A 12,807-nucleotide genomic window follows, 5' to 3' on the forward strand; every position below is an offset into this window, starting at 1 on the left:
ATTCCGGGCTACCCCCTAAGCGCGGGAGCAGGGCGCGGTCGCGGCATAGGGGGTTGTCCGGTCTCGCGGGCGATCGCTAGGTTCGCTGAGCCATTTCCGAGTCAGGAAAACGGAACTCGACGAAATCCCGGTTGCCGGGACGCCGTCGGCGCGGACCGTTTTCCGGCACGAGTCCGCGCGGATATCGCCGGGACGGAATTCGTTCCGGCGGGACGGAAAGTGAGTGTTTGGCAATGGGAACAGCGAGCCGCTCCGGGCAGTTTTCGCCGTCGGACGCCACCAGCCCGCAATCGGCGTCGGTCGAAGGGGTTGACCGCATCGTGTCCGCCCCGGCGACCGCCTGAGTCACCGACACTCGAAACGGAGACGGCGGTTCCATGGCCTTCGACAGCGGCACTGCTTCCGCGTCCCTGGCGGTCGTCGGGCTCGCGTCCGGACCGGAGCCGGCGGCGGAGATCGCGCGCCGGGCACTGGAGAACTCGGCGATCGTCCCCGGGCCGGCGGACGTGGTCGGGGTCTTCGCCGCCGGGCACCCGCCGGTCGGCGCCGAACTCGGCTTGACCGGTCCGGCGGAGACAGCGGAAGACTCGGCGATCCGCCTGGCCGCGGACAGCCTCCGCTCCGGAGCGTCCACTCTCGCGCTCGCCGGATGGACCTCGCCGGACGGCACCGTCTACACAGTACTGAAAGGCGCCGACCGCGCCGTCGCCGACGACGATCCGGTCCACTGCCTGCTCACCCCCGACGCTGTCGACGAGGATTTGTCCGAACTCGCGCAAGGCCTCAGCCCGGCCTCGGCGCTGCCGCCGCCAGACCGTCCCGCGACCCCTGAGAACAAGACGGCGGTGCCGATCCTCCTGTCGGCCGAAAGCCCGGAGGAACTGCGCGGCAAAGCCGGCACTTTGCTGGCACACCTGGAAAAAGCCGAGTCTCCACCACTGCTGGACGTCGCGCACACTCTGGCGGTCGCCCGGCCGCACCTGGCCTGCCGCGCGGCCGTGGTCGCCGCCGACCGCGAGGAGGCGACCGCCGGGCTGGCGGAACTGGCGGACGGAACGGCAGCTCCGGTCCGGGCGGGGAACGGGCGCAAGGTCGCGTTGATGTTCCCCGGCGAGGGCGGCCAACGCCCGGGCATGGGACGAGAGCTGTACTCACGGCTTCCGGTGTTCGCGGAAGCACTGGACGAAGTCTGCGCGCACCTGGACGCCGTCTCGACCTGGTCGGTCCGCGAACTCCTCCTCGGCGAAAGCGGAACCGGTGTCGACCCCGCCGACGAAGCCCTCTACAGCCAAGACGCCCTGTTCGCCCTGCAAGTCGCGCTGTTCCGTCAGTTCGAGCACTGGGGCGTACGCCCGGACTTCGTGGCCGGCCATTCCGTGGGCGAGTTGGCCGCGGCCACCGCCGCCGGGGTGTTCACCCTCCCGGACGTGTGCGCGGTGCTCGCCGAGCGGATCCGGTTGTTCCGCACGAAAACGACGGTCGGCGGCGCGATGGTGGCGATGCGCGTCACCGAGGCCGAAGCCCGCGAATCACTGGCCGGCCTGACCGGCAAGGCCGAGATCTCGGCGGTCAACGCGCCGCAGTCGGTGGTGGTCTCCGGCGACCGCGACGTCGTGCTGCGGATCGCCGAGGACTGGGCACGCCGCGGCCGCAAGGTCAAGCAGCTCGCGGTCGACCGCGCCTTCCACTCCCCGCACATGGCGCCGATGGCGGCCGACTTCGAAGAGTTCATCCGCGGCTTGCCCGCCCGGCCGCCGCGCATCCCGATCATCCCGGTGCATCCCGGGCTCGGCACCGACTCCGACGTGGTGTGCCGTCCCGAGTACTGGGGCGCGCAAGTCCGCGGCACCGGTCATTTCCTCGACTGCGTAAGGGGCTTGGCTGCCGCCGGGGTCGACACCTATCTCGACATGAGCGCCAACGGCGTCCTCGCCGCGCTCGTCGAGGAAACGCTCCCCGAGGCGGCGCGCGGCGACGTCTTCGTGACGTCGGCGTTGCGCGGCGCCCGATCCGAACTCCACGCAGTGCTCGGCGCGGCGACCGGACTGCACGGGCACGGCGTGCCGCTCGCGTGGCCGAGCATCGTCGCGGGCCACCGGGTGCACCTGCCCGCCGAGACCGCCGAACCGGTCGAAACCCGGGCCCCGGCAAGGGATCTGGCCCGGGTCATCCGGGCCGAAACCGAGGCGTTGACCGGCGCGGACTACCGGGCGGACCGGACCTTCCTGGAACTGGGCCTCGACTCCGTCGCGGCGGTGGAACTCGTCCGGGTGCTGCGCCGCCGGACCGGCCTCCCGATCGCCACGACCGCGCTGTTCGACCACCCGACGCCGGAGCGGCTCGCCGCGCACCTGGACGGCACCGGACCCCGGACCGTGGTGGCCCCGCGCACGGCGTCGGACGAGCCGATCGCCATCGTGGGCATGAGCTGCCGGTTCGCGGGCGGCGTGCAGAATCCCGATGACCTGTGGCGGGTCGTCGCGGACGGCCGCTCGGTGATCGGGCCGATGCCCGAGGACCGCGGATGGGACGTCGAGACCCTCTACGACCCGGACCGGGTCCGTCCGGGCACCAGTTACGTGCGCGAGGGCGCGTTCCTGCACGACGCCGCCGAGTTCGACAACGCCTTCTTCGGCATCGGCGGACACGAGGCGCTGGAGATGGATCCGCAGCAGCGGTTGCTGCTGGAACTGGCCTGGGAAGCGTTCGAGCAGGCCGGGATCGACGCGACCGGGCTACGGGGGTCCGACACCGGCGTCTACGCCGGTTTGGCGCACGACGACTACGGCGCCGGCGGCCTCGACACCCGCGAGAACCTCGCGATCGGGACGGTCTGCAGCGTCGCGTCCGGGCGGATCTCGTTCGCCTTCGGCTTGCAGGGACCCAACCTCGCCATCGACACCGCATGTTCGTCGTCGCTCGTCGCGGTGCACCTGGCGGCGTCCGCGTTGCGCCGCGGCGAGTGTTCGCTCGCGCTGGCGGGCGGCGTGGCGGTGATGTCCTCGCCGACGGTGTTCGTCGAGTTCAGCCGGCGAGGCGGGCTGGCGCCGGACGCGCGGGTGAAGCCGTTCGCCGAGGGGGCCGACGGCACCGCGTGGGGCGAGGGCGGCGGAATGTTCGTGCTGGAGCGGCTCTCCGACGCCCGCCGCCACGGCCATCCCGTCCTCGCGCTGGTCGCCGGGTCCGCGGTCAACTCCGACGGCGCCAGCAACGGTCTCACCGCCCCCAACGGCGCCGCCCAGCAACAACTTCTCGCCACCGCGCTCGCCGACGCCGGGCTCACGCCCGCCGAGGTCGACGTCGTGGAGACGCACGGCACCGGCACCGAGCTCGGCGACCCGATCGAGGCCGGGGCGCTCGCTGCGGTCTACGGCGCGGACCGTCCGGCGGACCGGCCGCTGCTCCTCGGCTCGCTCAAGTCGAACCTCGGCCACACCCAGGCCGCCGCCGGGGCCGCCGGAGTGCTCAAGATGGTGCTGGCGATGCGGCACGGCACCATCCCCGCCACGCTCAACGTCGACCGGCCCAGCTCCCATGTGGACTGGACCGGGGGCCTCCGCCTGGTCACCGAGGAGACCGAATGGCCGGGCGGCGACCGCGTCCGGCGGGCGGGCGTCTCGTCGTTCGGCATCGGCGGCACCAACGCCCACGTGGTACTGGAACAACCTCCGGCAGAAGACGAATCCCCAGCGCCCACCGAGGTTTCCCCCGCTCCGCTGTGGACTCTATCGGCCGGCTCGCGGGACGCCCTCCGCGCACAGGCCGCCCGCCTGCTCGCGCACTCCGCCTCGGAGACCGACACCCGCGACCTCGGGTTTTCGCTCGCCACGACGAGGGCCGCGCTCGCGCACCGAGCCGTCCTCACCGGCGACCGTCCACAGCTGACCGGCGCGCTGGCCGCGCTGGCGGCCGGCCGGACCGACCCCGCGCTCACCACCGGCGAGGCCGTGGACGGCGGATTGGCTTGCCTGTTCACCGGACAGGGCAGCCAGCGCCTCGGAATGGGCCGCGCGCTGGCCGAGCGGTACCCGGTGTTCGCTCGCGCCTTCGACGAGGTGTGCGCCGAGTTTTCCCTGCCGCTGCGCGAAGTCATGTTCGGTGAGGACCAGGACCGCCTGGACCGCACCGAATTCACGCAGCCCGCGGTGTTCGCGTTCGAGGTCGCGGCGTTCCGGCTGCTGGAGCACTGGGGCATTCGCCCGGATCTGCTGCTCGGGCATTCGATCGGCGAGCTGGTCGCGGTGCACGTCGCCGGGGTGCTGTCGCTGCCGGACGCGTGCCGGATGGTCGCCGCGCGCGGCTCGCTCATGCAGGCGCTGCCCGAAGGGGGCGCCATGTGGGCGGTGGCCGCCGCCCCGGACGAACTCGGCGAGCTGCCGCCGGGAGTTTCGGTGGCCGCGGTCAACGGTCCGCGTTCGGTGCTGCTCTCCGGCGTCGCCGAGGCCGTCGCGACGGTGGCGGAACGGTTCCGCGAGCAGGGCCGCCGGACCAAACGCCTGCGTGCCTCGCACGCCTTCCACTCCGAGCTGATGACGCCGATGCTGGCCGAGTTCCGCGCGGTGGTGGCAGAACTGGACTTCCGGCCGTCGCGTATTCCCGTGGTCTCGGGCTTGACCGGCCGGATCGCCACCGACGCAGAACTGTCCACACCGGACTACTGGGTGGCGCACGCCCGCGAGGCCGTCCGGTTCTTCGACGGCGTGCGGACGCTCGCCGACGAGGGCGCCACCACGTTCCTGGAGATCGGCCCCGGCGCGACCCTGACCGAGCTGGCCGCGGACTGCCTGGACGACGCCGAGGACACGGCCGTGCTCCCCGCGGTCCGGGACGACGACGTGCGCGCCGCGATCGCCGCCCTGCACGTGCGAGGGCACGGACCGGACTGGGCCGCCTGGTACGCCGGAAGCGGAGCGCGCCCGGTGCCCCTCCCGACCTACGCCTTCCAACGCAGCCGGTTCTGGCTGCCCCCCGAAACCGCACCCGCCGCGGAAAGCAGCGAGGACACGGAGTTCTGGGACGCCGTCGCCGGCGGCGACCCGGAGCGGTTCGGCAAGCTCCTCCGCACCGACCTCGACGTCACCGAGCTGCTGCCCGTGCTGGCGCGCTGGCGACGCGGCCGCGACCAGGACGCCGAGGCGGACCGGCTGCGGTACCGGATCAGCTGGCAGCCGGTCGCCGACCGCGACGCCACCAAACGGAACTGGGCCCTGCTGCACCCCGCCGGGCACTCCGTCCCCGAGCCGCTCGCCGCCGCACTCGGCGGCACCGTGCGCGCCGTCGAGCCCGGTGCCTCCCGCACCGAGATCGCCGCGCTCCTGCGCGAATGCGGACCGGCCGACGGCTTCGTGTCCTTGCTGGCGCTGGACGAACGACCGCACCCGGACGCTCCCGGCGTTTCCGTCGGGCTCGCCCTGACCACCGCCCTCGTCCAGGCCGCGGCGGACCTCGACCTCGAGGTCCCGCTGTGGTGCGCGACCCAGTCCGCCGTCTCGACCGGCCCCGACGACCGCCTCGACGCGCCCGGCCAGGCGATGGCCTGGGGTCTCGGCCGGGTCGCGGCGCTGGAACATCCGCGCTGGTGGGGCGGGCTGGCCGACCTGCCGCAGACGGTGGACCGGGCGGCGGCCGAACGGCTGGCCGGGGTGCTGGCCGGGGACGAGAACCAGATCGCGGTCCGCGCGTCCGGGGTGTTCGCGCGGCGTCTGCTGCGCGCCGCGGCGGCGAACGGGGCCGGCGGCTGGCCGCGCCGCGGCACCACCCTGGTCACCGGCGCGTTCGGCGCGCTGGGCCGCCGGCTCGCCCGGTGGCTGGCCGCCGAAGGCGTCGAGCGGCTGCTGCTGACCGGACGCCACGCCGACGACCCCGGGTTCGTCGCCGAACTGACCGCGCTCGGCGCGGAGGTCGAGGCGGTCGCCTGCGACGTCGCCGACCGGCAGGCGGTGGCGGACCTGCTGGCCGCGATCCCCGCCGACCGGCCGCTGACCGCCGTCGCGCACGCGGCCGGGGTGCTGGACGACGGCGTCATCGGCGCGCTGGACCCGCAGCGCCTGTCGCGGGTGCTGCGCGGCAAGGCCGACGGCGCCCGCCACCTCCACGACCTCACCAGCGGACTGGAAGCGTTCGTGCTGTTCTCCTCCGCGACCGGAGCCGTCGGCAACGCCGGACAGGCCAACTACGCGGCGGCCAACACCTACCTCGACGCGCTCGCGGACCAGCGGCGTGCGGACGGGCTGCCCGCGACCTCATTGGCCTGGGGGCCATGGGGCGACGGCGGCATGGCGGTGGACGGCGCGGACGCGACGGTGGTCGGGGATCGGTTGCGCCGCAACGGCATGACCGTGCTCGATCCCGACGTCGCCCTCGCCGCGATGGCGAAAGCGGTCGCCCGCGACGAGTCCGGTCTCGTGCTCGTCGACGTCGACTGGGACCGGTTCCTCCAGGCGTTCGCGGGCACCCGGCCCAGCCCGCTGTTCCGAGAGCTGCCGGAAGCCCGCCAGAGCCAGGCCGCCGCACCGGCGGCCGAACCGGCCACGCTGCGGCTGACGGGCCTGTCGACGGCGCAGCGCCGCCGCGAACTGCGCGACCTGGTCTGCGAGCGCGCCGCGTCGATCCTCGGGCACGCCTCGGCCGCGCAGGTCCAGCCGAACCGGCCCTTCCACGAGCAGGGGCTCAGCTCGCTCGGCGTGGTCGAACTGCGCAATCAACTCGGCGCGCGGACCGGGCTGCGCGTGCCCGCCAGCGCTCTGTTCGACCATCCGACCCCGGTCGCGCTCGCCGGGTACCTGGAAGCCGAACTCGCGGACGCCCAGGCCGAAACGCCGACAGTGTCCGAAGAACCGACCGCGGCGGCCGAAGCGGCCGAAGAAGGTTCCGAAGTGTCCGAAGCGGACGTGCTCGGCCGGGCCGAACGGGAAGTCTTGCTGGCGCTGGAGGATCTCATCGATGACTGACAACGGCGAGTTGCTGGCCACGCTGGACCGGGTGACCACCGCGCTGCGGGACACCAGGGAGCGGCTGCGCGCGACGCGGGCGCGGGAGCGGGAGCCGATCGCGATCGTCGGGGCCGGCTGCCGGTTCCCCGGCGGGGTGACCGACCCCGACGCGCTGTGGCGGCTGCTCGAAGACGGCAAGGACGCGGTGACGGCGTTCCCCGCCGACCGCGGCTGGCCCGCCGACCTCTCCGGCGCGGGCGGCTTCCTCTCCGACCCCGCATGGTTCGACGCCGCGTTCTTCGGCATCGGCCCGCGCGAAGCCGAGTCGATGGACCCGCAGCAGCGGTTGCTGCTGGAGGTCTCCTGGGAGGCGCTGGAACGGGCCGGCATCGACCCGGCCGGCCTGCGCGGCTCCCGCACCGGCGTGTTCACCGGCACCAGCGAGCAGGACTACCGGCAGCTGTTGCTGCCCCGCCTGGACGAGCACGCCGACCATCTGGCGACGGGCACCTCGGCCGCCGTGGTGTCCGGGCGGGTCGCCTACCTGCTCGGGCTGGAAGGGCCGTCGGTCTCGGTCGACACCGCGTGCTCGTCCTCGCTGGTCGCCCTGCACCTGGCGGTGCGCGCGCTGCGCGGGGGAGAATGCGACCTCGCGCTGGTCGGCGGCGCGCTGGTGATGTCCACCCCCGGCATCTACCGCGCGTTCGAACAGCAGGGCGCGCTCGCCGCTGACGGGCGCTGCAAGGCCTTCGGCGACGGCGCGGACGGCGTCGGCTGGGGCGAAGGCGCCGGCGTCGTCGTGCTGGAACGCCTGTCCGACGCCCTCGAACAGGACCGTCCCGTGCTGGCCGTGGTCCGCGGCACCGCGATCAACTCCGACGGTGCCTCCAACGGCCTGACCGCGCCCAACGGACTGGCCCAGCAACGCGTCATCCGCGCTGCCCTCGCCGACGCGGGGCTGCGCCCCGAGGACATCGACGCGGTCGAGGCGCACGGCACCGGCACCCGGCTCGGCGACCCCATCGAGGTCGCCGCCCTGCAAGCGGTCTTCGACGGGGACCGGGCCGCGCCGCTCGCCCTCGGCTCGGTCAAGTCCAACCTCGGGCACAGCCAGGCCGCCGCCGGGGTCGCCGGACTGCTGAAAATGGTGCTCGCCCTGCAGCACCGTACCCTGCCCCGCACCCTGCACGCGGATACCCGTTCGTCCCAAGTGAGCTGGACCGGCACGGTCGAGGTGCTCACCGAGAACCGCCCGTGGACGGCCGAGGAAGGGCGGCCGCGCCGGGCCGGCGTGTCCGCGTTCGGCATCAGCGGCACCAACGCGCACGCGGTCGTCGAAGAGGCACCGGAGCGCCCCGCCGCCGCACCGGCCGGGAAGGACCAGCTGCCCTGGGTGCTGTCCGCGCGCACCGAATCCGCTTTGCTGGCCAAAGCCGGACAGCTGCTGTCCCATGTGGACGGACGTGATCCGGTGGCGCTGGCACACGCGTTGATCGCTTCGCGCAGCACCTTCGAACACCGCGCTGTCGTGCTGGACGAAGACCCGCGGATGGCGCTGGACGTGCTGGCCTACGACTCGATCACTCCCGGCCTGGTGCGCGGGACCGCCGATCTGACCGGCAAGGTCGTGTTCGTCTTCCCCGGACAGGGCGGCCAGTGGGCGGGCATGGCCGCGGACCTGCTCGACAGCTCCCCGCTGTTCCGCGAGCACCTCGAACGGTGCGCCCGCGCGCTGGCCCCGCACACCGACTGGGACCTCCTCGCCGTCCTGCGGCAGGACCCGGACGCGCCGTCATTGGAGCGCGTCGATGTCGTGCAGCCCGCGTTGTTCGCGGTGATGGTGTCGCTCGCCGCCGTCTGGCGTGCCTCGAATATCGAACCGGACGCGGTGATCGGCCACAGCCAGGGCGAGGTCGCCGCCGCGCACGTCGCGGGAGTGCTGAGCCTGGAAGACGCCGCGCTCGTGGTCTGCCGTCGCGCGAAGGCGTTGACCGCGCTGTCCGGCCTCGGCGGCATGGTCTCGGTCGAACTGTCCGCCGAGCTGCTGCGGCCCCGCCTGGACGAGCGGCTGGTGCTCGCCGCGATCAACGGGCCGGATGCGGTGGTCGTCGCCGGAGCTCCCGAAGCGCTCGACGCGCTGGTGACCGAGATGGCCGAGTCCGGGATCAAGGCTCGCCGCCTGGAGGTCGACTACGCCTCGCATTCTCCGGCGGTGGAGCTGGTCCGCGAACGGCTGCTCGCCCAACTGGCCCCGGTCACGCCCCGGGCCGCGGAAATCCCGTTTCACTCCACGGTGACCGCTTCCGTGCTGACCGGCACCGAACTCGACGCCGAGTACTGGTACCGGAACCTGCGCCAGCCGGTGCGGTTCGCCGAAACGCTGGCGGGCCTGCCGACGCCGGAGTTCGCCTTCTTCGTCGAGGTCGGCCCGCATCCGGTGCTCGTGCCCGCAATGGCCGCGACGGTGGGGGAAGACGCCGTCGTCACCGGCACCCTGCGCCGCGACGAAAGCGGCCGGGGAGCGTTCTTCGGCGCGCTGGCCGAGGTCTACGTCCGCGGGTTGAGTCCGAAGTGGACGGAACTGGGCGAGCCGGGCGGTCCCGGGTTCGCCGCGCTGCCGACCTACCCGTTCGAACGCAAGCGGTTCTGGTTGGCGCAGAAGGAAGCCCGCCGCAGCACGCATCCGGTGCTCGACCCGCCGGTCGAGCTGGCGGGCACCGGCGAACTCGTGCTCGCGGGCCGGCTGTCGACGGCGGAGACGCCGTGGCTGGCCGATCACCGCGTGCTGGACGCGGTGGTGCTGCCCGGCACCGCATGGCTCGAACTCGCCTTGCAGGCCGCTGCCGCTGCCCGGTGCCCGGCGGTCAAGGAACTCACCCTGGAACGTCCGCTGATCCTGCCGAACGACGCGACGGTGGCGGTCCAACTGCGGGTCGGAGCCCCGGATGCGGACGGGCAACGCGGCCTGGAACTGCACGCGAGGGTCGACGGCTCGGCGTGGGTCCGGCACGGCGAAGGGATTCTCAGCCCGCAGCAGGCGGAACCCGAGCCACTCGGCGCGTGGCCGCCGGAAGGTGCGGAATCGGTCGCGCACGACGGGCACTACGCCGGCCTGATCGAGCGAGGACTGCGTTACGGCCCGGCCTTCCAGGGCTTGCGCGAGGTGTGGCGACGCGGTGACGAGGTCTTCGCCGAGATCAGCTGCCCGGTCGACACCAAGGGTTTCACCGTGCACCCGGCGCTGCTCGACTCCGCCTTGCACGCCCTCGGCTTCGCGGCCGGCGTCCCCGCCGTCGACGGCCCGATGTTGCCGTTCAGCTGGACCGACGTGACCGCGCATTCCGCGCGCCCGGCGGCGTTGCGAGTTCGCCTGCGCGGCGAGCCGGGCGGCTCGGTGCGGCTGGACGTCGCCGACGACCACGGCACTCCGGTGCTGTCGGTGGCCTCCCTGGCACTGCGGCCTGCCGCGGCCCGCGACGGCGTGCCCAGGGACGCGCTGTTCCGGGAGAAATGGGTCGAGGTTCCCGCCACCGGCAGCGCCGCGGGCACTGTCGTGGCTGTCGGCACGGACACCGCACAGTTCCCCGCGTACGCGGACCTGAACGCGCTGGCCGCCGCTGTCGTGGCGGGAGAACCGGTGCCGAACGCGGTGCTCGTCGACGCTTCCGAGGGCTCGGTGCGGGATTCCGCGCACCGGGCGCTGGCGCTGGTGCAGTGGTGGCTCGCCCATCCGGCGTTCGCCGCGTCGAAGCTGGTGTTCCGCACGACGGGCGCGGTCGCGGCCAGGGGCGGCGACGAGCTGCGCGACCTGGCCGGCGCGGGCGTGAGCGGCCTGGTGCGCTCCGCCCAGACCGAGGAACCCGGCCGGTTCGTCCTGCTCGACGCCGACGAGGTCACGCCCCTGACCGTGGCTGCCGCGCTCGGCACCGGCGAACCCGAACTCGCCCTGCGCGGGGGAGTGCTGCTGGCACGCCGCCTGGTGCGGGCGTTCGCCCCGACGCCCACGCGGTTCGCCGGCGCGGACGACGTCGTGCTGATCACCGGCGGCACCGGCACCCTCGGCGGACTCCTCGCCCGCCACCTGGCGACCGCCCACGGCGTGCAGCGGCTGGTGTTGCTCAGCCGCCGCGGCTCCGCCCCGGAACTGGTCGCCGGACTCGCCGGGCTCGGCGCGACGGCCGTCGTGGAGTCCTGCGACGTCACCGACCCGGCCCAGCTGTCCCGCGTGCTCGCCGAACACCAGCCGACCATCGTCGTGCACGCGGCGGGCGCGCTCGCCGACGGCGTCGTGGCGGCCCAGACCCCGGAGCAGCTGGACGCAGTGCTGCGGCCGAAGGCGGAGGCCGCGCTGCACCTGCACGAACTCACGAAAGACAAGCCGCTCAAGGCGTTCGTGCTGTTCTCCTCGGCCGCGGCCGTCGCGGGCAGCGGTGGCCAGTCGAATTACGCCGCCGCGAACGCGGTCCTCGACGGGCTCGCCCGTCGGCGGCACGTACTCGGCCTGCCCGCGCTTTCGCTGGCGTGGGGGCGATGGGCCGAGCGCAGCGATCTGACCCGGCACCTCGCCGTCGGCCCCGACGAACTGGCCACCGAGGAAGCGCTCGCGCTGTTCGACGTCGCGGTGTCGCTGCGCGATCCCGTGCTGGTGCCCGCCCGGTTCGACCCGGAGGGCGCCGGGGATCGGCCCCTGCTGCGGGAACTGGCCGAACGGCCGGACACCGAGGACGGCGACCTGCGGCAATGGCTGGACGGCCTCGCCGGCCAGGAACGGGAACAAGCGCTGCTCGACTTCGTCCTTACCACCGTCGCGGGCGCGCTCGGGCACGAGGACGCGACGGAACTGCGCCCCACAGCCGGATTCCTGGAGATCGGCGTCGACTCGCTGGCCGCGGTCCGGATCCGCAACCAGCTCGCCGGGGCGCTGCGGCTGCGGCTGCGCGCGACGGTGACCTTCGACCATCCCAGCCCCGTGGTGCTGGCCCGGCACCTGGCCGAACTGCTGGCCACCGGCGCGGAGGAGGCGATCGACGAGGAAGGCGCGCGGATGCGCGAATCGGTGCTGATCGCCCGCGACTCCGAATGGCAGGCGACCCGCACCTTCGCCGACTCCGTCGCCGATTTGGCCGAGCGGACCGTCCCGGTCCGGCTCGCCGGCGGCGACGCGCGCACCGCGCTGGTCTGCGTCCCCGGCATCGTCGGCATGTCCGACCCGGTGCAGTTCGCGCGGCTGGCCAGGTCTTTCAAGGGCGAGCGGGACGTCTGGGCGGTGCGGCACCCGGGGTACCGCCGCGCCGAGGCACTGCCCCGGACCCGGGAAGTGCTGGTCGACCTACACGCGGAGGCCCTGCGCGCCGAACTCGGCGACCAGCCGTTCGTGCTGACCGGACTGTCCGCGGGCGGACTGGTCGCGCACCAGATCGCGCGCCGCCTGCACGAACTGGGCACCCCGCCCGCCGGTGTGGTGGTGCTCGACAGCTACGTGCCCAGCGAGCATCAGCGGCTGGTCCGGCTGCTGCCGGGGCTCGGCGAGGAAGCACAGGCCCGGATGGACAATCCGGACCTCGCGGTCCCCGGCGACGACGGCTGGATCACCGCGATGCTGCATTACCAGGACTTCGACTGGGCCCCGGCCGAACTGCCGATCCCGGTGCTGTTCGTCCGCGCTGCCAAGCCGCTGGAGGGCTGGCCGTCGGACTGGGCGCCGGTCTGGCCGTTCCCGCACACGCTCGCCACCGCCCCCGGCAATCACTTCACCATCCTCGAGGAGCACGCGGCGGACACCGCGGCGCTGATCGGGGCATGGCTGCGCGACACCCTCTCGCCCGCGGGCGACGAGCAATCCGACCGGACGACCACCTGAGGGGATCCACCGTGC

General features: G+C 73.6%; 1 protein-coding gene and 3 pseudogenes. All 4 read left to right on the forward strand.

The window, feature by feature from the left end; translation table 11 throughout:
* Window positions 1–377: 377 nt before the first annotated feature.
* A complete protein-coding gene (locus BKN51_RS09550; RefSeq protein ID WP_101607302.1) occupies window positions 378–6,950 on the forward strand; it encodes a type I polyketide synthase in 6,573 nt (2,190 codons plus the stop codon).
* 31 nt (window positions 6,951–6,981) lie between these two features.
* Window positions 6,982–9,468: pseudogene (locus BKN51_RS44895) on the forward strand (type I polyketide synthase); the annotation flags it as partial.
* Window positions 9,469–9,660: 192 nt separating this feature from the next.
* Window positions 9,661–9,855: pseudogene (locus BKN51_RS44900) on the forward strand (hypothetical protein); the annotation flags it as partial.
* Window positions 9,856–9,984: 129 nt separating this feature from the next.
* Window positions 9,985–12,792, forward strand: a pseudogene (locus tag BKN51_RS44905) (type I polyketide synthase); the annotation flags it as partial.
* Window positions 12,793–12,807: the final 15 nt, after the last annotated feature.

This window comes from Amycolatopsis sp. BJA-103 (genome assembly GCF_002849735.1).
In the GTDB taxonomy this organism is placed as follows: domain Bacteria; phylum Actinomycetota; class Actinomycetes; order Mycobacteriales; family Pseudonocardiaceae; genus Amycolatopsis.